This is a genomic window from Scytonema sp. PCC 10023 (genome assembly GCF_963920835.1).
Taxonomy (GTDB): domain Bacteria; phylum Cyanobacteriota; class Cyanobacteriia; order Cyanobacteriales; family Nostocaceae; genus Kalymmatonema.
In genome coordinates this window covers 184,426-206,756 of sequence record NZ_CAWUDP010000004.1, presented here as the reverse complement: position 1 = coordinate 206,756, position 22,331 = coordinate 184,426, and the positions used below count along the sequence as shown (strand labels likewise).

Annotated in this window: 21 protein-coding genes and 2 pseudogenes; 14 read left to right on the top strand and 9 right to left on the bottom strand. The window is 41.2% G+C overall.

The genetic code is table 11. The features are described from left to right. Nucleotides 1–31 precede the first annotated feature (31 nt). The 7 genes and pseudogenes from ACM0OZ_RS04525 (at nt 32) to ACM0OZ_RS04495 (ending at nt 5,000) form a co-directional block, all read left to right on the top strand. Complete coding sequence (locus ACM0OZ_RS04525; protein ID WP_414581615.1) at nt 32–262, top strand: type II toxin-antitoxin system Phd/YefM family antitoxin; 231 nt, start codon at nt 32–34, stop codon at nt 260–262. After that, complete coding sequence (locus ACM0OZ_RS04520) at nt 247–651, top strand: type II toxin-antitoxin system VapC family toxin (RefSeq protein ID WP_414581614.1); 405 nt, start codon at nt 247–249, stop codon at nt 649–651. The genes ACM0OZ_RS04525 and ACM0OZ_RS04520 overlap by 16 nt, the downstream gene beginning before the upstream one ends. Nucleotides 652–711: 60 nt before the next feature. Continuing rightward, nucleotides 712–1,395, top strand: a complete 684-nt coding sequence (locus tag ACM0OZ_RS04515) for a Uma2 family endonuclease (RefSeq protein WP_414581637.1) — start codon at nt 712–714, stop codon at nt 1,393–1,395. Nucleotides 1,396–1,560: 165 nt separating this feature from the next. Then, nucleotides 1,561–1,848 carry a hypothetical protein gene (locus ACM0OZ_RS04510; RefSeq protein ID WP_414581613.1) on the top strand — a complete coding sequence of 96 codons (288 nt, stop codon included), beginning with the start codon at nt 1,561–1,563 and terminating at the stop codon, nt 1,846–1,848. 41 nt (nt 1,849–1,889) lie between these two features. Further along, entirely contained in the window at nt 1,890–2,285 is a 396-nt protein-coding gene (locus ACM0OZ_RS04505) for a hypothetical protein (protein ID WP_414581612.1), read from the top strand. Beyond that, on the top strand, nt 2,282–2,701 hold the full coding sequence (locus tag ACM0OZ_RS04500; protein WP_414581611.1) for an HNH endonuclease: 420 nt from the start codon (nt 2,282–2,284) through the stop codon (nt 2,699–2,701). The genes ACM0OZ_RS04505 and ACM0OZ_RS04500 overlap by 4 nt, the downstream gene beginning before the upstream one ends. Nucleotides 2,702–2,824: 123 nt before the next feature. Continuing rightward, nucleotides 2,825–5,000 (top strand): annotated as a pseudogene (locus tag ACM0OZ_RS04495) (S8 family peptidase). Nucleotides 5,001–5,439: 439 nt separating this feature from the next. Here the strand turns inward: ACM0OZ_RS04495 and ACM0OZ_RS04490 are convergent. Continuing rightward, nucleotides 5,440–7,647, bottom strand: coding sequence for a HEAT repeat domain-containing protein (locus ACM0OZ_RS04490; RefSeq protein WP_414581610.1), 2,208 nt, complete (start codon nt 7,645–7,647; stop codon nt 5,440–5,442). A gap of 1,035 nt (nt 7,648–8,682) precedes the next feature. On the opposite strand from ACM0OZ_RS04490, the pseudogene ACM0OZ_RS04485 reads away from it, so the two are divergent. Together ACM0OZ_RS04485 and ACM0OZ_RS04480 are read left to right on the top strand one after the other, a co-directional pair. Next, nucleotides 8,683–8,796: pseudogene (locus tag ACM0OZ_RS04485) on the top strand (ribbon-helix-helix protein, CopG family); the annotation flags it as partial. Between the two features lie 256 nt (nt 8,797–9,052). After that, on the top strand, nt 9,053–10,216 hold the full coding sequence (locus ACM0OZ_RS04480) for a sulfate ABC transporter substrate-binding protein (protein WP_414581636.1): 1,164 nt from the start codon (nt 9,053–9,055) through the stop codon (nt 10,214–10,216). 248 nt (nt 10,217–10,464) lie between these two features. Here the strand turns inward: ACM0OZ_RS04480 and ACM0OZ_RS04475 are convergent, their stop codons facing one another. The 3 genes from ACM0OZ_RS04475 to ACM0OZ_RS04465 all read right to left on the bottom strand — a co-directional run bounded on the left by ACM0OZ_RS04475 (nt 10,465) and on the right by ACM0OZ_RS04465 (nt 11,808). Then, a complete protein-coding gene (locus ACM0OZ_RS04475; RefSeq protein WP_414581609.1) occupies nt 10,465–10,647 on the bottom strand; it encodes a hypothetical protein in 183 nt (60 codons plus the stop codon). A gap of 472 nt (nt 10,648–11,119) precedes the next feature. Next, a complete protein-coding gene (locus tag ACM0OZ_RS04470) occupies nt 11,120–11,287 on the bottom strand; it encodes a hypothetical protein (RefSeq protein WP_332991757.1) in 168 nt (55 codons plus the stop codon). Between the two features lie 314 nt (nt 11,288–11,601). Further along, the gene (locus tag ACM0OZ_RS04465; protein ID WP_414581608.1) at nt 11,602–11,808 is read right to left on the bottom strand and encodes a hypothetical protein; all 207 of its coding nucleotides are present in this window, start codon (nt 11,806–11,808) and stop codon (nt 11,602–11,604) included. Nucleotides 11,809–11,945: 137 nt separating this feature from the next. Between ACM0OZ_RS04465 and ACM0OZ_RS04460 the strand changes: the two genes are divergently transcribed. Further along, nucleotides 11,946–13,319 (top strand): GH1 family beta-glucosidase, encoded by a 1,374-nt coding sequence (locus ACM0OZ_RS04460; protein ID WP_414581607.1) that lies wholly within the window; start codon nt 11,946–11,948, stop codon nt 13,317–13,319. Nucleotides 13,320–13,599: 280 nt separating this feature from the next. Then, on the top strand, nt 13,600–13,884 hold the full coding sequence (locus ACM0OZ_RS04455) for a hypothetical protein (RefSeq protein ID WP_414581606.1): 285 nt from the start codon (nt 13,600–13,602) through the stop codon (nt 13,882–13,884). Nucleotides 13,885–13,966: 82 nt separating this feature from the next. Here the strand turns inward: ACM0OZ_RS04455 and ACM0OZ_RS04450 are convergent, their stop codons facing one another. After that, complete coding sequence (locus ACM0OZ_RS04450) at nt 13,967–14,521, bottom strand: Uma2 family endonuclease (RefSeq protein ID WP_414581605.1); 555 nt, start codon at nt 14,519–14,521, stop codon at nt 13,967–13,969. Nucleotides 14,522–14,685: 164 nt separating this feature from the next. Between ACM0OZ_RS04450 and ACM0OZ_RS04445 the strand changes: the two genes are divergently transcribed. Together ACM0OZ_RS04445 and ACM0OZ_RS04440 are read left to right on the top strand one after the other, a co-directional pair. After that, nucleotides 14,686–14,850: a hypothetical protein gene (locus tag ACM0OZ_RS04445; RefSeq protein ID WP_414581604.1), complete on the top strand. Its 165-nt coding sequence runs from the start codon at nt 14,686–14,688 to the stop codon at nt 14,848–14,850. Nucleotides 14,851–14,913: 63 nt separating this feature from the next. Beyond that, nucleotides 14,914–15,048, top strand: a complete 135-nt coding sequence (locus ACM0OZ_RS04440; protein ID WP_414581603.1) for a hypothetical protein — start codon at nt 14,914–14,916, stop codon at nt 15,046–15,048. Between the two features lies 1 nt (nt 15,049). On the opposite strand, the gene ACM0OZ_RS04435 is transcribed toward ACM0OZ_RS04440, so the two are convergent. The 3 genes from ACM0OZ_RS04435 to ACM0OZ_RS04425 all read right to left on the bottom strand — a co-directional run bounded on the left by ACM0OZ_RS04435 (nt 15,050) and on the right by ACM0OZ_RS04425 (nt 20,773). Beyond that, nucleotides 15,050–15,607, bottom strand: a complete 558-nt coding sequence (locus ACM0OZ_RS04435) for a hypothetical protein (protein ID WP_414581602.1) — start codon at nt 15,605–15,607, stop codon at nt 15,050–15,052. Between the two features lie 91 nt (nt 15,608–15,698). Further along, nucleotides 15,699–16,046, bottom strand: coding sequence for a DUF4258 domain-containing protein (locus ACM0OZ_RS04430; RefSeq protein WP_414581601.1), 348 nt, complete (start codon nt 16,044–16,046; stop codon nt 15,699–15,701). 128 nt (nt 16,047–16,174) lie between these two features. Beyond that, nucleotides 16,175–20,773 (bottom strand): caspase family protein, encoded by a 4,599-nt coding sequence (locus ACM0OZ_RS04425; RefSeq protein ID WP_414581600.1) that lies wholly within the window; start codon nt 20,771–20,773, stop codon nt 16,175–16,177. A gap of 360 nt (nt 20,774–21,133) precedes the next feature. Here ACM0OZ_RS04425 and ACM0OZ_RS04420 point away from each other — a divergent pair, with 360 nt between their 5' ends. Further along, a complete protein-coding gene (locus tag ACM0OZ_RS04420; protein ID WP_414581599.1) occupies nt 21,134–22,033 on the top strand; it encodes a hypothetical protein in 900 nt (299 codons plus the stop codon). Here the strand turns inward: ACM0OZ_RS04420 and ACM0OZ_RS04415 are convergent. Next, nucleotides 22,020–22,241, bottom strand: a complete 222-nt coding sequence (locus tag ACM0OZ_RS04415) for a hypothetical protein (RefSeq protein ID WP_414581598.1) — start codon at nt 22,239–22,241, stop codon at nt 22,020–22,022. The genes ACM0OZ_RS04420 and ACM0OZ_RS04415 overlap by 14 nt on opposite strands. Nucleotides 22,242–22,331: the final 90 nt, after the last annotated feature.

The following is a 22,331-nucleotide window of genomic DNA, read 5'->3' as shown; positions in this document are numbered from 1 at the left end:
AGTATAATAACTACAAACAAAAACTAAGAGTATGAAAACAATTGACAAGAATCAATTAAAAGCTAATTTACTAGAATTTTTGCAACTTGTAGAATTAGAAGGTGAAGAAATTTTAGTGACTGATGGAAATAAACCAGTTGTGAGGATTTCTCAGTATGAAAAAACTCCTTCAACCGAAGAATTATTTAAGAATATGCGAGGTAAAGTTAAGTATTTTGAAGATTTAACTACTCCAACTACTGAAGAATGGCAGGAAGTATAAAAATTGTCCTTGACACTTGCGCTCTTATCTGGTGGAGTTTAGATCCAGACAAACTTTCTGAGCGTGCAAAAAAAGCTTGTTACCAAATGGAACAAGAAAAGAATGGTCTAGTTCCATCAACAGCAGTCTGGGAAATAGCTATCAAGGTCAAAAATAAAAAATTGGATTTAGGAGTAGATATTGATGACTACATCACAACCCTAAAAAAATCAGATGTTATTCGGATTATCCCAATTGATGAGGAAATTTGGTTAGAAAGTGTCAAATTAGAATGGGAACATCGAGATCCAGTAGATAGAGTAGTCGTAGCAGTTGCCAAAATCAACCAAGCTGCCATTATGACAGTAGATAAAAAAATAGCTAGTTTCTACTCTTTAGTAATTTGGTAAATTGAAAAGGAAACAGAACATTTGCAATAATCTAAGTAGTTGCTCATGGTAGAGAAAACTATGATATCTACTAACACAACTTCTCATCTTTTGACAATTCCGCCTTTAGAAAATGGCGACAAGCTGACTCGTCATGAATTTGAGCGACGCTACCATGCTATGCCTAATCTAAAGAAAGCAGAATTGATAGAAGGAGTTGTTTACTTGGCATCGCCGTTGAGAATCAAAAGTCATGGAGAACCCCATGCTTACATTATAGGTTGGTTAGCTACATACAAAGCAGCGACACCAGGCGTAGGTTTGGCTGATAACGCGACAGTTTTAATAGATGCTGATAACGAACCACAACCAGATGCGTTATTGAGAATAGAACAAGGTGGACAGTCACGCATTACTGAAGATGATTATGTCGAAGGTGCGCCAGAATTAATTGTAGAAATTGCTGCTTCTACTGCTTCCTATGATTTGCATGAAAAATTGAAAGTATATCGTCGCAATCAAGTCCAAGAATATTTAGTCTGGCGAGTTTATGACCGTCAATTTGATTGGTTTCGGTTACAACAAGGCGAGTATATCCAACTGGAACCAAATACAGATGATATAGTTTGCTCACAAGTGTTTCCTGGGTTGTGGTTAGCCAAATCAGCCTTATTATCAGGAGACTTAGCTAAAGTATTAGCCGTTTTGCAGCAGGGATTATCAACACCAGAACATCAAAGTTTTGTGGAAAAATTATCTATTTAGTAAAAGATACCATGTACAGTCAGGAATTCAGATACTTGTTTGCAAATTCCGATGGAGTTAAACACTCAAACTCTCCAGTTTAACGTAACCCAAAATTAACCAACTGCAAACCCTGTATATTGTCTCACCAATGACTCATGAAATGCTAAACGGAATATTAATTCTATGTCCTATAGCGAGTTTAGTTTAGCTAAAGCCAAGAAAGAGTTTGGCTTAACCACATTAGAAAAACGTGATATATTCGCGACTGTTCCGGAATTAACAGCCAGTAATTTACTCACAGAAACACTCAATTACAACCTGGCTATAGCTTTAGGTAGTAATAATGAAAAGGGTGTGGGGAATAGGGTGTGGGGTGTGGGGAACCCCATCAATGAATTGAGGGGTTTCAAACAAGGAGTCATTTGGTGCAGTATAGTATTACTTAATAGAGAAAAATATCTCTATATCTAAGCTATAATTGTGATAAATGGTGACAAACCTTTTTACTTATTATGGCTATTTCAATAACCATCAACTTACCCGAAAATTTAGTTGAATCTGCTCAGCGTCTTGGAGAAGCTACAGCGAGAAATCTCTCAGACGTTTTGGTTGATACCCTGGAAATATTATTGCCTACCTTCGAGAATGTCTCAGACATGAGCATTCATTCTGAAATTTCCCATGTTTGCGATCAAGAAGTACTGGAATTAGCTAACTTAAAAATGGATGCAGCACAAAACCAACGTCTGGGTGAACTGCAAGCTAAAGGAAAAAATACGGGACTGACGGAAGCAGAACGGTATGAACTATTAATTTTAATGTCAATTTACCAAATCGGACAATTAAGAAAGTCAGAAGGTTTAGCTGAAGCAGTGAGACGGGGAATAAAAACTCCTTTATCACCATGAGTTCTCTGTCTGAAAGCATACGCCAAAGGGTTAGACAACGGGCAGAAAATCGTTGTGAATATTGTCTTAGCCACCAAGATTATATTCTGGGCAGATTGCAAATTGACCATATACAACCTTTGGCAAAAGGAGGAGTTGATACAGAAGATAATTTGTGTTTAGCTTGTGAATTATGTAATCAATATAAGTGGACACAAACGGAGAGTTTAGATCCTGAATCTGGCAAAACAGTTTCTCTGTTTAATCCTCGTCAACAACAGTGGAAAGAACATTTTACTTGGAGTACAGAGGGAATAGAAATCATCGCTCTAACAGCCTGTGGTCGTGCAACAGTGAGGGCTTTGAGACTAAATAATAGTTTAGCTATTACTGTGCGTAAAAACTGGGTTCAAGCAGGCTGGCATCCGCCAAGTTGATTGCAGTTCATTATAAGTTCTCTAGCTCGCTATAAATTTAAAGCCACTCACTAATATCTCATGAATTAGTTTCCCTCAACTTCCTCCTGTTAAAATTTGAATGGTTAAAATTTGAATTGTTATATGCCCGACCTCACCGACATCCCCGGAATTCCTGAATTATGGACACGCACACTCGGCGACTCCCGCATTAAAATTGCCATTTTAGATGGTCCCGCTGACTTAGAACGCGCCTGTTTTGTTGGGGCAAATTTTACGCAATATCAGCCCTACTGGACACAAGATATTGAAATCAATGATGAATATTTTTATTACCTGAAATTAGCGACAGAATTTAACCAACAGCAAAAAGCCAAAAAAGAAGAATCAGACTACGACAAAGAAGAAGCGAAAAAAGAAAGAGAAGCATTTTTTGAGCAGTTTCCTAAACCAATTCGGGAACGTATTTATCCAGTCATGCCACGCACATCTCTAGCACCATCTTAGGGCAACACGGCTCACCCGCCCCCGGCATTGCACCCAACTGCACAGCAATCAATATTCCCATCGCTTATGATGGCGACAACTTCATCTCACCTGTCAACCTCACCCATGCGATTAATACCGCTTTGAAATGGGGGGCAAACATCATCCACATAGCCGCTTGTCACCCCACGCAAACAGGTGTCACCCCAGATTTATTTGCCCGTGCTGTCAAACAATGCCAAGACAATAACATCTTAATTGTTGCCCCAGGCGGCAATGATAAAGGTGAGTGTTGGTGTATTCCTGCGATTATCCCTGGTGTCCTCACCGTGGGTGCAATGCGCGATGACGGACAGCCGTTTAAATTTAGCAACTACGGCGGCGACTATCAAAGCAAAGGTGTGATGGCGAATGGGGAAAATATCTTAGGCGCACAGCCAGGAACTGACGAACCCATCCGCCAAAAAGGGACAAGTTGTGCTGCACCTATTGTTACGGGTATTTCTGCGTTGCTGATGAGTCTGCAATTGCAACGGGGGGAACAACCCAACGCCGAAGCAGTTCGCCAAGCGATTTTAAATAGTGCGATTCCTTGTGACCCCGAAGAAGTGGAAGAGGTGGAACGCTGTTTGCTGGGTAAGTTGAATATTCCAGGGGCTTATCAGTTAGTGACTGGGGAAGAGTTAATCACCCGCCCGGAAATTTCTCTCGTTCCCTGGCTGAGCCAGGGAATGAACTACCAGGAGGCTCTGCCTCCAGTACTGGTAGTCGAAAAAGAGCCTCGTAGCCTGCATTCCCAGCCTGAGGCTGGGAACGAGCAAAATAATCATAGTCCGTTTCAACGGACTTTAGCTATAAGCCAGGGAATTGATTCCCTGGCGGACGTGGCTGTTACAACCCACGCCGGTGCAGCAGTTGCTACCCTCACCCCCAGTCAACCGAATGATGGCATTACCCCCAGCCTGAAGACAAACCTTGTCTACGCTTTAGGAACATTAGGTTACGACTTCGGTACTGAAGCACGGCGCGACTCGTTTAAACAGCTCATGCCAGCTGTAGAAATTGACGGTACAATTGTTCCCGCCAATCCTTACGATGCCCGTCAGATGGCTTCTTACCTGGAACAAAACCCATCAGAAGGGAAATCTTTAATTTGGACGCTTAACCAAGAACTGACTCTCATCTATGCAATTGACCCCAAAGGTGCATTTGCTGCTGATGTTTACGAAACTTTGCAAGCAGTATTAGCCGGACAAGTGCAACCCCAAGACAGTGAAGACTACATCGAAGGGTAAGTTTCCCTGGACGGTTAACTGATAGAACCGTGGAGTTGTTTTCTGGGCAAGTCGTCCCTGTTGTTACACTACCAAATATCCGGGGTATGTACGGCTGGAAAGTGAATAGCTTGGTGAGTGCAGCCATCGAAAGTGTAACTACCCAACAAACTGATGCTGATGATGTGAGAGTGAGGCGATCTGCTGAAAGCAGCAGCGCTTCGCTATCGCTCAACAGTTTCTTGCAAAGAGTATACTTTGATTTGCAAAACTTAGGGCAAATTTCCAAAGATAGAGCGCTGAATTTTGCTGCGACTAATGCTTTTCAAGCTGCTTCCTGCTTTAGTGAAGCTGTGTCTAGAGGCATGGAACTCGACAACATCGAAGTGGAAAAAAGTCCTTTCTGTCGTCTGGATAGCGATTGTTGGGATGTGAAACTGAAGTTTTTTGACCCGGAAAATGGTCGCAGGGCGAAAAAGGTGTATCGATTTACGATTGATGTGAGTTACATTATTCCTGTCACTTTGGGCAAAGTTCGTTCTTGGTCTGTGCCGAAATAGGTTTTGTACTCAATTTAGCATAACGTTAAACCCATAATCTGCAAAATGCCAGTTGTTTTTGTAACAATAGGGTTGCACAAATTTGTACAACCCTATAAATTTAATGACGGCTAAAAACGTGGATTACGTCATAGCTAACCTTCGCACAGAAGTAGGAGTCAATAAACCAGTCACGAGCGATCGCACTTCTGCAACGGTAACAACAGGAAGCGAAGTCTAGTAGATGACAACGCTCTTTAAGTCAGAGATGGATGTCTGCGGTTATGGTAATGGAGGGCAATCTACTGTGCCAACTATATAGCAATACGGTTCAGTTCAGGTTTATGTGTAAAAAATAACGTAGTGTAGAGACGCGCCATCCGAGAGTTCTACATTCTGTTTCTGATAAGGGTTCTGGTCTTATCACCAAGCGTATTGTACTATATAGTTATTTTTATTACTAAATCATTACAGAAATATTACGCAATTTTTCCAACACCTTAACTGCTTCCTCACGCACCCAAGAATCCTCATCTTGCAGCAGCGCCAGTAGCCCTTGCAGCACTGGCTCTGAGGCATTACCTAACTTGCCCAACGCCTCGGCAGCGCAAAGACGCACATAGGAATCCTCATCTTGCAGCAGCGCCAGTAGTCCTTGCAGCACTGGCTCGGAGGCATTACCTAATTTGCCCAAGGTAGAGGCGGCAATGGCACGCACTTCAGAATCCTCATCTTTCAAAGCTCGCAGGAGAGTAGGAGCTGCAGATTTAGCTGCTGCACCAATCTTGCCTAATTCTTCCGCAGCACGTCGCCTATCTTCTACCTCTGGAACAAACAGATCATCCGTTAAGCGTCGAATGCGTCGCTTCAGTTGTTCTTGTTTTAGGGCTTCCAGATCCAGTCCTGCGAGTTTGCCCAGTTCCTCTGCGACAAAACCGGGTACTTTGGCTTGTGAGCCTTTGGAGAGACAGCAGTCTCTCACTGCTAGCAAAAAACCTTTAATTTCTTCCTGTGGTTTGCTTTCTGCTTGTGCCAGAAACTCCCGCCAGGATGTCTCGTTTTCGCGGTAACTGTCTACCAGATATAGCCCAGCCAAATACTCAGCTAACGGATCGAGAGCAAAGCTGATTGTGTCTTTATTGTATCCAGACTTGATCAGAAGGAGCTTTCCCTCAAAATACTGAAGGGACGCATCAGCTTTATTTTCCCCCAAGGCTTTAACCACTGCCTCACGCTCTACATAGCTTGGTTTATATTCGCGTTCCACGCATTTCCAAGCAATCACCTTGGCATCGTCTTTGACTGTGGGATATTCTTGCCCGATGACTCTTTCTGCCTGACGGTTGAGCTTTTCTAGGTGATCAAGCATCAGGTCTGGAATGTTGTCAAGCGAGCGAGCAGATGCTGATATATTCTCTTTAGCGTTAATCATCCGCTCCGCATATAATTTAGCCAGCAAAACTGTAATCGTTTTCTTGTCACCCACGATGCGTTGAAGTTTGGCACACTCTTGCAACAACTCCCCTGGCTCGTCCTCGTTCTCAAATAAATGCCACTTTTTGAGCTGCTTGAGGTAATTCTTGATAAAGGAAACCAACTCCTCTCCATCGAAGCGGAGAGTCTCAATCTTGGTGTCAATTCCTTTGAAATTTTCCTCGATTCGCGAGGTAATTACCAAAGCATTAGCGGGAAAGTCTCGGAAAGCAGGTTTAATCTTGTTACGGGTGTGTGTACTCATCTCTGAGAGATGATCCACAATTACCAGTATCCGGCGCTGTCGGAGAAGTTGTTCGAGTAATTCATCAGAAATCAGTTGTTCGTTGTCGCAAGCATCCTGGATTTCTCCAGCAATTGCTTCCATCAAAGGCTTCTTGCCTTCCCCAAGATCGGAGTCAAGTTCTTGCTCTATGAGGATTGGTAACATCTTGTGTTCGGTCAGGCGTTTGGACTGTTCATCTTCCATTGCCCATTTAGCAATCTGACAAGCAAGCGCTGTTTTACCCGAACCTCCCTCTCCCCAAATCAGCAGTCGCACTCGCTTTTGTTTAAAAGTTTTCCTCAAGGTTTCTGCAGTCAGTTCCTTAATCTCCTCAGTGTCTAATCGCACTGGTATGGAAACGTAATATTTGCGCTCGGCAACTGTCTCATTCTTGACAAAGTTCAGGGCGAAAGTGTCAATGTGTTTCTTCACCCAAAAATCCAGTACCCTGGGTCGATATTTCAGCCAAAGCAACACAGGAAGTGGTAGTTTGAATTCTGGGATGATTCCTAATTTAGGCAGCTTCAATTCCCCAGGTAGCCACAGCAACCAAAGCGGACGCAACCAGAGAACTCCCAGGTACACAACCACGACTTCCCCAAGCATTACCCCCAGGACAATCAAAGAGAGATCCTGCATTTTCTGTTGTTCAGATTTTTTCCTTTCCTCCTGCTTTTTCTCCTGAGTCGGTGGATTTGTCTTTTTTGCTGACTCTGGTTGACTCGGTTGGGGTGTAGCGATTTTGCTCGGTTGGAGTGGAGACTGCGCTGGTGTTTGAGCGTATACCAGACTATTATCCTGGTTAGATGCCTGCACCCAATTGTGACTTGTCAACAGCAGGGGAAATGAAACTCCCAAAAGTGCAACTTTCAGCAATGCAAAGAAAGGTTGTCTAGGATGCTTGGTCATGAATGAGACAGAGCAGAGAAGAAGATAGCAACGAGAAGTTGTGCTTATTTTAGCGTTTGAAAGATGTCGGCGTCGGTGATTCTTCGCTCTAATCTTTGAAACAAAGCCCTAACTTACAATACGACCAAGAGACTATTGCTCTTTGTCCATTGTGATAATTGATAGCGTTCTGCCCTATTTTGTTCTCATTTTAGACAAATTTTTGACAAAATTCTGATTTTATGCTCTGATTGAATATTTGCTACAAAACCACAATGGTTATTTTTGCGATTGACTTTGCCACTGCCGCTACATTTTTCCGAGACTTAACCGGACAACCTTAGCAAAAAAGGCGGGTAAATCTTTCAACAAGTACAAATAATTGAGAATGACCGCCTACGCATGCCCCCACCACAGATATCTGTGGGACCTTAAGGAGTACTCGTGGGGGATGTTGTCCTGTTTTGTCATGGTTTCACCCAACCCCTTGGGCAATCGCTATACGCGGGCACTGCGCTGCAAGCGATGGTTGCGGATCACCCACTGAGGGCGATCATCGCTTTGATGGCAACCCTCTTTGAAAAGCAGCACTACTCAGCATAGTGCATTTTGGTTGGTTAAAAAATATTTAAGGATTTATTAAGTATTGAACTCTCCTGGCTTTGAAAAACCAGGATTCTAGACTGTTGTTGCTACGTGGGATAGGCGCCACACTCCGCAACTTTGTCTTGTGTTTTACAAAAAACACGTTGGCTGGTTCATGCAGCCCTACCCGCCTCGACCAATTTCTTGGCTGTGCGGCTACTTCGGTATCTTCCAACCATGAAGATTTTACGTGTTGAAGGCAACTGTTAAGTTCTTCTCAACACAACCTTATATCTTCAGTTGTCGTGGTTCAGTCTACCCTTACGGGTTCGACACTTCCTTCAAGCCGGGGAACCCGTCCAACGGAGTGTCTCACCAACACGTTTGTTTTTTGGAGTTTTTCATCCTTGTGTTAGTATGACCTTATTATAGCGTCAATATGATGTCACAAAAAAGCTAACTGTAAGATTCTCGGATAAAGAGCATCAAGATTTAACCAATCTCTCTCACAAAACAGAGCGTTCTCTCAATGATTTAATTCGCGAAGCAGTCAGACAATTTGTAGAAAAAGAAACAAAGGGCTAAAGCCCTATGAGTCAGGTTTCCTCCCCTCCTTAAAAGGTAGGGGTTCTCACCCTCCCACTATGTTTCGATAGTTTTCACATAGCTATTTTATCGTATTAGTAAATAATATACGGTAATTCTACGAATTTACCGTATAAAATTGACTTAAGTAAGTACAGCAAAAACGTTGTGTTTATTAATGTAAAAAATAATAACTTCTACGGGCTTTGATAGGAGGAGTGTAGTGAGCAGGCATCTAACCCCCAATCTCGATTGGATGGCGGTTCTTTTTTCAGCTTTGCGGAGAATTAGACAGCGATATCAGCGACTATCAAAAGGTAGATTTAAGCTGAGGTTTTTTAAAAGTTTTATACCTCTATTTTTTGTAGGTGTCAGCTTGAGTGTGGTACTCGCTGCTAACGCCGCAAGTAGTAGCAATGTTTCAGGCGCGAGTCATTCTGGAAAGAGCGGCAATCTTATCGCTCAACAGAACAATATTGAACTGAACCTTGTTTCCTTCTCTGTCACCAAAGCTGCCCATGACAAGATTATTCCCAAATTTGTAGAAAAATGGAAAAAAGAGCGTAACCAAAATGTCACCTTTAAGCAGAGTTACGGCGCTTCTAGTGCTCAAGCTCTTGGGGTGGTTGAGGGAGGACTAGAAGCTGATGTAGTACATCTATCCCTTGCTCCGGATATTCAAAAGATTGAGCGAGCAGGATTGATTCAACCAGGTTGGGAGAAAGAGTTTTCTAACAACAGTATCGTCAGTAAGTCTGTAGCCGCAATTTTAACCCGTCAGGGTAATCCCAAAGGCATCAAAACATGGACAGACTTAACAAAAAATGGGGTCAGTGTGATTACGCCGAACCCCATAACCTCTGGAAGCGCACGCTGGAACTTCCTAGCGTTATGGAATGCAGCAATTAAAGCCGGAGGAGACGAGTCTAAGGCATTAGAATTTGTCACTAATGTCTTTAAAAACGTTCCTATCTTGCCTGAAAGTGCCCGTGAGGCAACCGATACCTTTTTCAAGGGGGGCAAAGGGGATGCTCTGATCACTTACGAAAATGAAGTGTTGTTGAAAGCTGTAAGTGGCGAAAAACCTCCATACGTTGTTCCTGATGTCAATTTCTCGATTGACAACCCAGTTGCTATTGTTGATAAAAATGTAGACAAGCACGGCACCCGCGAAGTGGCACAAGCATTTATTCAGTATTTGTACACTCCGGAAGCTCAACAAATCTTTGCTCAAACTGGTTACCGACCAATCGATTCGAGTGTAGCGCAAGCAAAAGAGTTTGTTGATAAATACCCTCAAGTCAAAATCGCAACAGCTAATGATTATGGCGGTTGGGCTACGATTCAGCAAAAGTTTTTTAGTGATAACGCCATTTTTGCCAAGATTCTGCGTACCGTCAATACAGCTAAGAAAGGTTAGATCCCTACGGCAAGCCTTCAACCGCTAATCGAGTGCAACGAGACCGAGGAACCAAAAGCTATGGCTTTGGTTCCTGCACAAGACTCAATAAACGTTTGTGCAAGTTGCGCGGAATTACATTCACTGATATCTACTTAAAAATATAAAATTTTACGAGCTTTAACTTCTTCGTCGTAAGTCCCGCGCTATAACGGTACTCCGTTTAGCGCCGGGATATAAGACGGGAGGCGACGAATCGCCCCTAAACGTCAACAACCGCTTTCCTGTTCAGTGCTAGGGGTGATGGAGGAGTCTCCACTCTCCAAGTTTGGTAACCTATCAACCCAATCTTCTATTAGTTGTGTCATTGTCTTTTCTTTTTTAGCCGCATACAGCTTCAGCTTATTGTATCGGCGCTCAGACATCCTAAACCGCAATGATTTCTCTTTCATTTTGTGTACACAAAATGCCACATAAATGCTATCATATTTTTATCAGCTAACCACTGACCACTCGACACAAACGGACTAGCTTGCTAGGTGTACAGTGCGAACGCGAGTGCGTGCCCGAAGGGCATACGTTGGGAACGGTACAGAACCATGACAATTGGTAAGGGGTTGCATTGAGAAAGATTGCTTCATGCATGAAACCATCAATGCGTAAAACCAGTTTGGTTTGGTAGTACAAAGCTTTGCTTTTTGTACAACTCTCCGTGGGGCGTCAGGAGAGTCTAAACTGCCTGTGGAGGTATCGGAGCGCAGATGTTGCTGTATGGCTTGCCTTGGGGCATCTGGAGTAACGACCAATGAAGCAGGAAATTTCTAGTTCCTAAAAGGAACCGCTTCGCTTCAAAGCGATTTGGAGAAGCCCCCACCATAACGGTACACCGGAAAGGTGGTGGGAGAACGTCACGGCTTGTCAAAATCAACTTGCATGTTCCCAATCGCTCAGTAGCTCAGGCTCCTGCTGTTTTGTCTGACGTGGGCGTAAAGGTGCTTGAGGAGTACCAATATTTGTGGGAGGAAAAGACTTTTGTTTTTTCTTAGCGGATTTGTGTTCCTGTTTCTTGGAGTCCATTTCTACAGTAGTCATGGCATTCACCTCTATGTTGTTGTTTCGGGGTTTGTGATTCTTGAGGCATCGATAAATCTGCAATCATTGCCTGTATTTGAATCTATATGGCTAAGTCTCTATTAATATCATCACTCTATGAGCAGTAATTTCCGGAAAAAGAAAAAACGACAAAGACAGACTCTCAAAGCTGCGCACAGAATCTGTCTGATTACCTAATATTTGACTGATGTTAAATTAACACAGTGGTCGCTCTCGCAATGACTTGATCACAACGACAACATGAGATGGCGATCGCCCTGCATAGCACTGGCACCTTTGCAATCGCCCATCCATTATCGCACCTCCTGCAAGTCACACCTCAATTCACGGGACTCCTGCCGAATCCTCCCTGAACAAGCAGCTTCTTGCAACCTCATGAAAGCATCAAAATCTTCCAACTCATACTTTGTTTTTAGAAGATTTCGTAATTGTTCTTCCGCTGCAACGCTCAGATATCCAGTTGTTATAGCCTCTTGAACGAGGTCACGGATTAACATCATAACCGGAAAAATCTATGTAATTCTGTCAAATACAATTTCTTCATCAGAAATTTCGGTTTTTGTTATAACTCTTTACAATCACTATTATTTAGCAAACTTTGCCATTGTTCAAGAAAATAGTGAAGTTACCTAAAATTATGACTATGTATAAATTTCCAGAGGATTTTTGCTGGGGTGCTGCGACTGCTGCCTATCAAATTGAAGGCGCATATCAAGAAGGTGGACGCAAACCCAGTGTGTGGGATACTTTCAGCGCGACTCGGGGAAAGGTTCTTAACGGTGATACGGGTGCTGTAGCCTGCGACCATTATCATCGCTACAAAGCCGATGTGCAGATCATGGCAGAATTGGGTATCAAACACTATCGCTTTAGTATCGCATGGACTCGCATCATTCCTGATGGTCGCGGCGCAGTCAATGAAGAAGGCATTGATTTCTACAAACGCTTGGTAGATTGCTTACAAGAGTACGGTATCACTCCCCATGCGACTTTATTTCACTGGGATAGCCCCCAAGCACTAGAAGACTTATACGGTTCCTGGCAAAGTCGCCAGATGGCACACGATTACGCTGATTATGTCACGGCAGTTGTGAAGCGGTTGGGCGATCGCATCACTCATTGGATGACTCTCAACGAAATTCCCTGTTTCACCCACATGAGTTATGACGAAAAGCAGCAACCACCCCACGCCCCAGGGACGCTAGTCAAGAGTCGAAAGGAAGTTTGGCAAACTTCTCACCATGCTTTACTTGCTCATGGCTTGGGGTGTCAAGCTATCCGTGCAGCTTCACCTGTTCCGTGTAAAGTTGCTTTAGTAGATAACATCGCCGTTACAGTTCCCATCAACGAATCTCCTGCCAATATTGCAGCAGCAAAAAGCGCCTTTCACACCTGTGGACAAAATGGCGGCATTATTTTCCCAGCCCTCACTGGTACCTACAGTCCAGCAATGCTGGCAAAGTTAAAAGAAGATGCCCCAAGTATAGAACCTGGTGACTTAGAAATCATTCACCAACCCCTCGACTCCCTTGGTCTTAACATTTACACTGGCACTTATGTTCGTGCTGCTGATAATGAAGATGGTTACGAATTCCTCAACCTTCCCAAAGGCTACCCACAAATGTATATGCCCTGGCTAAATATCTTGCCTGAGAGTATTTATTGGGGCATTCGTCATATCAGCGAAACGGTGGGGCGCAATGACTTACCAGTGTACATTACTGAAAGTGGCTGTGCTGCACAAGATGAAGTGAATTCTACTGGTGAAGTCATTGACACTGACCGAATTATGTACTTACGCCAGCACCTAAAGTCAGCTCATCAAGCCATCAGTGAAGGGTATCCTTTAAAGGGGTATTTCTTGTGGAGTTTCATGGATAACTTTGAATGGGCTTGGGGATACTCCCGACGCTTTGGGATTGTTTATGTGGACTACAAAACACAAAAACGCATCCCAAAAGCCAGCTTTGAATGGTACGCAGAATGTATCCGTCAGAACCGAGTCGTTTAACAAAAAGTACTCCGCAGCTAGTGGTTCATGTCATTAGTTTTGATGGTTTGTAGAGTTTGTAGAGACGATGCATGCAACGTCTCTACGAGATTTATCCGATCCAAAATGTGCAATTTAATAGTTAACGATGATGAGGCTTATCGCCCCTTCAGTTCTGGGGGAAATTAACAAGCAGAAATTACGCATACGTGATTTTATGCCAACACACAGGCGATTGTCCTTTGGACGAATCGCCCTGTAGAAAGCCCTCTGTTATACTTGTCATAAGCGCAATACAAGTATGACAAAAGCCATGCTCACAGTCAGACTAGACGAAGAAACAGAACGCCAGCTAGCCGATATCTTGGCTCACGAGAAAACAGACAAGAGTGAGTTGATCCGACGCTTGATTGCTGAGCGCTGGCTTAACTTGCAAGCAGGCAGAACTTTGGTTGATAGGCGAGGTGGACACCCTCAACATCTCCTGCAAGATGCACCAACAGACTTATCTGAACGAGCAAACCGCAAAAAGGCGATGCTCCAAGGGAGCCGCGCCTTGCGCATACGCACACTCGTCCCAAGCTGACTCCTGGCTCCTGACTCCTGACTACTTCTTGATCATTACTACCATTAAGCGATCGCTAAATATCTCACTTCCCGCCTGCAAATCACCCCTCCAATAATCGCTGCACAGAAACCGTAATTTCTGGAAATGCCAAAGGGCTAATTTCTCCATCTGTCAAAGTGAGTTCAGAGCGATAATCGCCATCGACTGGTTCACGAAATATTTTGACTTGTCGATGTTTTAAGTCTACAATCCAATATTCCTTAATTGCCGCAGCAGCATAAGTCTTGCGTTTAGGATCCAAATCCTTACTCAAACTGCTGTGAGCATACTCAATCAGCCAAAAAATGTTTTCCGGGTAAGGATGACGGGTTCGATATTCAACTCGGCGCGGTTCAACAACAGCCAAATCAGGTTCTGGCTCAGAACTGCTTTCGGGGAGAGTAATAGGTTTGGCATCTCGCACTAGGGCTTGCTGACTGAGCAGTTCGCGCAGGTAGTCAGCAGCATCAGTGCTGAGTTGGGCATGTTCTGGCCCCTCTGGTGCCATATTGATAATTTCCCCGTTCAATAGCTCGACGTGACGACCTGCTAAAAGACCGACTGAAATCATGCGATGATAGTCTTCTAGGCTCCATTTAGCGGTGGTCACTGTCATGGTGGTGAGTCTTCTTCTGTGAGAGCAGTTTCTCTAATTTTCGCATATTTACCAAGTCGCGCCCAGCCCAACGTCGATTCGCAGACTCAATGAAATTTTTTCAACGGAATAATCAGGGTTTTAGCTCATGTTGGAGCGCGAAGGTTGTGTAGATTCTGGTGTAGATGCCAGTACAGACAAAAGTTGATATCACTATTGATAGCAACGATTCCTCAAATGGCGGTATAGAAACAAGTGTAGACAATTTTGATAGCAATCTACCCCAGTCTGGCAAACGCCTGGGTTCTCTTTATAATGACAGCACCGCCCTGCGGCTGATAGATGTTTAACAAAGGTGTCAATTGATTTTGGTATTATGCCAAAATTAGCCATCAAGAGCGAATTACGCTGCAATGACCATCTCAAATGACCTGCTGTCGGTTTTACGAGCATTGCCTCGTGCAGATAAGCTGCGGCTTATGCAGTTTTTAGTATCAGAACTGGCACAAGAAGAAGGAGTGACGCCAATCATTAAGTTACTTGAATAGATTAACCTCTATACGCCATCTCGACATGATTTAGAAGGTTTAAACCATACGGTGCTATAAAAATAACAGGTTTATCTATGTAGTAATTCGGTTCTAGTATATCAGGTTGCAAGAAACGATTATCTGCTATGGGTATCACATTGGTCGATTTGTTGCCATAATAGACTTTGATATTTTGAGGATAGACTCTCAAAGGAACGTTCCCAGTGTTATGTAGCGTAACTCTCGCAACGTAAACATCATGCCCTGAAGCTAGGAGTACCGCAAGTGCTATAAAATTAGATGCCTTACCCTTAACAATGAATTCTGTTGCTACCACAGCAAGTTCTAAGGGTGCGGTACGCCAACTGAAGTTTAAACGTGCAACAGACTGAGCTATTAATTGCTTATCATTCAAGCGAGAAGATAAAGAAGCGTCGGAGATATTGCTACCCTTATTTATCAGGCTATTGGCACTATCCTCTGAAACCATTGACGTGACAATTTGCTGTGCATTAGCAATAGCTGGAGAAGTAATGCATACACCTAATGCTGCGATACCTGCAAGTAATTTCTTCATTTCACTATTTAATCTCTCAACACTGGCATCATAAAGTGGGTACTAGATCAAAAAAAATGGGGAGAAGATCAAAAAAAATAAAATTGATAAATTATCTTCTCAAGTCGTATGTCCAGTAAGCAGTGCTGAGTTTGAGAGTGTCATCACAAGAGTAGTTGGCAGCAATAATTCGTAGCCCTCTTAATTTGTCGAGAAATCTTTCGTAGGGTGTGTACTTTAGGCTTTTATCTAATAGCGTCCAGGTTGTAGCTCCGGAATGATATTGGAATTTACCATAAGCGATCGCCAGTTTAATCATGTCCCAATTAATTGCTCTTTGTTGCAAACGTCGATTGAAGTGATTGTGGTCTTTTGCACAAGAGAAAATTTCAATTATGGGGAGGGTTTTGATTATGTCGTCGGAGCTAATTAATTGACTGAGTTGTTTTTGAAATTTCATGGGTTTTACCTTGTTTTATTCAACTGAAGGCATGGTAAAACCGCTCCAAAATAAAGATAAATTGGAGGTAAATAAATAAAAAGAAATCAGAGTGATTAAATGCTTAATTATTAGCTGATAAGTATTGTTTATTCCTTACCAATATCATCGCAGATTTTTCGGTCTTCTTCGCTGACGTTGGGGTTATTGGTTAGGTAGTCTCGCACCCAATCGCAACCGTGTCTTATTACATCCTCTAAATCTAAACTCCGCAGCTTAAGCCCATTATCACTTTTGATAATATTTTTATTATCAGGACTGAACTTAATATCGTCACTATTATCTGTATATGGATCGGTTTGATCTATATTCCACATTTTTACTATGCCGTCATTCAGCGAAGCTAAAACTTTACCATCTGGACTGAATTCGATATCTTGCGCATCATCTTGAAGGGATTCAACCCAGGAGTAAGGGCCACTTTCAAATTGATGCCATATTTTGATTGTACCTTCGATAGTCAAAGCTATAGTACGTCCATCAGGACTAAATGTGATGTTTCTTACTCTACCGCTACCTTTAGCACCCTCACGTTCAAAAAAGGTTTCAGCCGAATTTTTATGAACACTCCACAGTTTAAAACCCTCATTTTCTATGTCTGTCCATGTAGCAATAAATTTTCCGTTTGGGCTAACTTTCATTGCAAAGGTTTCTGCTGTAGGGGCTTGAAAAGTTTGAAGTAAATTTCCTTGAAAGTTCCAAAGTTTTACTATGCCATCCCAACTAGCAGAAATAATAGTTTTCCCATCAGGACTAAATTTTGTTAAAATAATCTGCTCTGTATGAGCTTGAAAAGTATTCAGTAAGTTTCCTTGAAAGTCCCACAGTTTTACTATGCCATCTTTACTATGAGAGCTATAAGAAACAACCAATTGAAAATCAGGGCTAATCTGTAAACTACCGACCTTTTCATTTTCTTCATTACTTTTAAAATAACTAATTAATTTTCCCTCAAGATTCCAAATTTTAATGATTTTGTCCTCATTATCAGTATAAGCAATATTCTTTCCATCAATACTGAACACTAAACTCCAGTCACGGTCATTATCGTCGAGATGACTTTTAATGATATAAAGTAATTTTCCTTCTTGATCCCAAAGTTTAATTGTTTTATCTGCTCCATCAATAGTAGCAATTGTTTTCCCATCAGAATTAAAAACTAACCAATGACCTTGAATAATATGAAGTAATTCTCCTTTTTTATTCCACAATTCAATTTTTCCATCTCCTCTTATAAAAGCAACTACTTTTCCATTAGGATTAAAAAATATTCTTTTTTCTCCATATCCTGTACGTGAATCTAAAAGTGAGATATATGAAAATGATGTATCTTTATCAGATCTGACTCTATCAATCACGCCAACTTTTAAACGATTAAACTCTTTAACTCTAACCAGAGTATTCTGAAGTAAACTTGTCAACTTAGTTCGAGTTTTAGTATCAGATACAAGAAAACTATTTTCAATCTTTCTTCCTACCTTAAGTCCAGCAATAAGTGCATCAAATTCCTGATTCGATGCCAAAAGTGTTTCAACAGAATTACTCAGCGCATTAATTTCACTAATAGTGGCTCGACGCAGTTGCCACAATGCAGCACCAGCTATCATTGAAATTGCTACTATCCCTACTGTTAAACCACCAATAATCTGACGCTGACGACGTTTAGCTAGTTTTTCAGCCTTTTCTTTGGCTTGAATACTGGCATTAACAAACTCGTTACTTTTCCCAGAAAGATCATCAGCATACTTAGTATAAAACTCTTCATATTTTGCTAAAGCACCTTTGGATAATAAGAAACCATCTAGCTTCCCATTTTTTTCCCATTCATCTGCTTTTTGATTAATTTCTCTAATTAAGCGGTATTTCTCTCGATTCTCATCTAACCACCATTTCAGCGCTTCCCAATCCCGCAATAAGATTTCGTGAGCGATTTCTACTGTTACTTTATCTTTGCTTTGACTGCTGATAGTTTCTTTTTTAACAACAGCAGATACAGCTAAATTACTTTTTTGCTGATTCTCCTTTTCATCAGAAGCAATAAGCTGTTCTTTCTTAACTAGATATAAATTATTTTCTTCGCCACTGACTACAATTAATCGCGCCTCAATCAAAGCTTGCAAAGTAGAATCTAAAACATTCTTATACTTATTAACTGATAATTTAGATATGGGTAAGCGACGTCGGGTATCTTTATTGCTATCGCCTTGTTCTTCCACTAAAAAAACTAGAGACAGAAAAATTGACTGGGCGCATTTTTGTTGAGCTTCATTCAGGTTATTATAGGTTTCTTGGGCTTTATTGCTGAGAAATTTGCCCAACTTACCAATATATTGCTGATAATCCTTAACAGTTAACCTTCCTCGGCTGCGCTTGTGCCATAATTCTTCTAGGGCATATTGTAATAAAGGTAAACTTCCCTCTTTTAATTCTCCCAGCAGAAGAGCAATTAAACCATCTTCAACTTCTAAACCTACTTTTTGCGCTGGTTTGGCAATAATTTGACGATATTGTTCGTCTTCAAGACGACAAGATGGGACTAATACTTGAGATTTTGTAATTAAAGGAGCTAATTCGCTCATTCCCAAGCATTCATTAAGAAAATCACTTCTGAGAGTGATAATTACTTTGAAACAGTCCCTAGCTTTTTTGATTGTACCTAAAATAAGACTGATAAAATTCACACGGTCTGTTTCTGCTGTCAGGGTAAACAACTCTTCAAACTGGTCAATTACTAACACAGATATTTCTTTGGGTTGTTGGCGCAACCATTCCACTAAAGAATCAACTCCTAAATGTAATACCCCTTCTAAAAAATCTGGGTTATCTGGTGCTAATGTTTTTGCTAAAGCAGCTAAAGGATTATCCCCTAGAAGCATCACCCAAGATTGACAGGATTTATACTGTTCCGATTCAAAATCAAATAACCCTTCCGTTACTAACTGGGGTATAACTCCCGCCCTAACTACAGAAGATTTACCACTACCCGAAGCCCCTACTACGGCTAAGAAAGACGTAGATTGCAATTTCTCGATAATTTCTGCAATTAATTCTTCTCGACCGTGAAAAAAGTAAGCATCATCTTGGGTAAAAGCTTCTAAACTCTTATAAGGACAAACTTCGATTTCAAATATCTCATTATGGGAACGTTGTACTTCTACTGATAAAATTTCCATCACTTCAGTAGAACCCGATAACCAAAGTTTCAAATTAATATCGGGTTGGGAGTCGCGCCCCCCTGAACATTTAATTTGTAATTGAGTAATTAATTCCGAAACCCAAAATTCCTTTTCCGACTCTCCTGCGGTTTCTAATACAGTTACTAATTTATGGAGGAACTTTCTATTATTAGATACAGAAGTAGTTGCGGTAATCAAACACAGAGATTTCTCCTCACTGGGTTGCAAGATGTCAATTAAATTTTTAGTATTCCCACTTGTGTCTAAAATATCAGCAATAATGATAATTTCCTTCACAGGGGAATCCTGTAACTGTTGACCAAGCCAATTAAGATTGATTCTGGTGTCCTGATTGCAAACCAAATCGTATGTTTCTGAGTTAGTCGATTCAATTGTTCCTGCTAAATACAATAGAAGAGGTTTCTTAATTTCCTCCTGTAAATAACTAGCAATAACCTGTTGAAGATTTCGTCTCTGCTTATCTCGAATAGAAGAATAATAATAATCAACTGCATAACTTCCTCTAGCTTGCAGTATTCTACATAGGCTAATATCAGCTTCGGAAGAAGATAACTTATCGACAATCAAAGCCTTTTTATGAGTAGAAGGAGTAGCCAATCCAATAATGAATTCCCCACCACCTATAGCAATTCGTTGTGGAGTTTGAGAAGCATCAAAAGGGAGTCGCTTAACTTTTAATTTAGTAGATGATTCTTTTAAACTCCCTAACATCCCCTTAGAAAAGCTATCTTCATTTAGAGGGTTTTTCTTATATTCAATAAATTTCTTACTACTGCGTTCGACATACTTAAACAAGCTGTCCGCATCAATCTTACCTTCAGCGTTAGCTGCTTTCCCTCGTAAACCCTCAATCAGACAGTAGGTAAATAAGCCATGTCTTAATTCGGGAATTTCCCAAGAACGTTCTGTTTTATTGCAGGAAAGCATAGCATAAAAATCCTGACTTTGTTCTGCTTGCTGTTCCAAAACTGCCAACAGTTGACCAGTCGGATTTTGTCTAATTCTGTTATCTTGCTGTTGTTCTCGTTCTTGACAAGCATCCAGCCAAACAAGTTGACGTTGCGCTTTACATTGTCTGAGTTCATTTAACAGAATATCTAACTTTAATCCCGTTCCTGCTAAATCTTCTAAACTCGTATCCGTCACACATAAAATTGGTCGATTATTAGAGTCAAGATAACCATGTCCTGAAAAGTAGAATAAAACCGTATCTTCTGGTTTAGCTGAACGAAACTGTTGGATACTGGTAATGATTTCTAATAAATTAGGAGGTTTCTCCCCACCATCATAAAGAGCAATAATTTCTGTTTCCTGAAACTGTTGAGTCGCTATGGTTAAAGCTTCTGCTAACTCCTTACAGTCATTAGCGCAGTATTTCAGGTCGAGAATTTGACTATCTTGATAATGGTTTACTCCGACTAAAACCATCCAGAGTTTAACCTGACCTCGTTCTAACTGTTGTGTGCTAGGATTACTTACTATAGCTGACATCTATAACCTTCAATCCTTAAGTTAAATATTTAAAAACCAAAATTTACTGACGAGATTTTTAGGTATTGGTTCGATTTCCCAAATCAAACCAGTTTCAGGTGTTAAAATCATACCTACACAAAATATTTCTATAGCCTTTTTCACTTAGGTGAGTTACGCCTTACAAAATGTATAAATATTATTTTTTGGGAGAAATAATTAGGTTTTTTACTACTAACTAAAAATACTATAATTTTATACTTTCTACTCACAAAAAAATAAAATAAATAAAATTACATAAATAAAAATCAATTTAAATAAATGCCGAAAATTTTCCAGAGTTACTTTACAATAACAATCAAATGCTTTTGGGTTCCAAAAATGCCATTCTTAGAAAGAGAATACTTAGAGTACATAAGCGAACAAATTTTTCCTGGCAATGTACGTCCTGAGCTTCAGTATTGGACTTTTATCGAACGTTTTAATCCTAATAATTACTCTATCAAAAGTATTGAAATAGCTGAAGGATTAACCCAGATGCAAGGTAAAGATTATGCATCAGGAATTAATCAGCATATTAAAGAAGTCATAAAAAAAATATATCGCCGATTTCGAGATGAACTAGCTCAAGATGGTATTACCGAACAACAGCTTGGGTTAGGGAATCAAGATCCAGGTAGAAAGACATCCGACACAAAAAGTCCTTGGCAGATTGCTTATGAATGGTTGTGGGACATAAAATATCCTCGTTGGCTACAAGACTATATTTGGGACAATTGGAAACAAAGAGCAGAAACTAATGTAGAGTGGATACAGTTTTGCGATCGCCCTTCCGAATATTCTTCTAGAGGAATGAAAATTCCCCAAGCCTTACCTAAAGAGATTATTCCTATTAATACTCCGTTGAGCTTGAAAATAAATCTCGATAGTCCAGGAAGTTATCTACTCTTGTTCAATCGGGGGTTAGATGCTCAAGGCAATACTGCAACTAAATACTTAGTTACACCTTCTCAAGCTTTTGCTCCTAGCTATCAACTAGTGGAGAAAAGCGTCTTGATACCTCTACAAGATGCAATGTGCGACGATATCCAGTTTGATACAGTTGGGACAGAAGAATATATCGGGATTGTAATCAATAAAGCTTTAAATTTACCTTGGCTGAATCCCGATCCAGAGAATCCTGCTCTAGAATGGCAAGGTAAGCATTTAGAACAAGTGTGGGAACAGCTACACGCTCAAGATAACTGGCGAGTTTTCTATCAAGATTTTATAATTGCTTAACCCCTTTATAAGAAGCAGAGATAGAGGTTAGCTGAAAAAATGGAATAACTGCCCGACCTAAAGCAACTATCGCAACACCTTCTTCACCTATATCCGTGGGGAATTGCGCCTCTACACGCGACAACCAAAAAGGCAAATTTTCACCCTTCTTAATGCGAACATCTTCAATCCAAGTTACAGAAACAGCGCCTGGGATGCGATTGCGCACAGCGCAGTGCAATCATGTGATCGCGTGGACACCACTAAGTACTCAGAACTCCGCAGCGCTTGGACTCAGAATTGAACTGAGTCCTGTGTT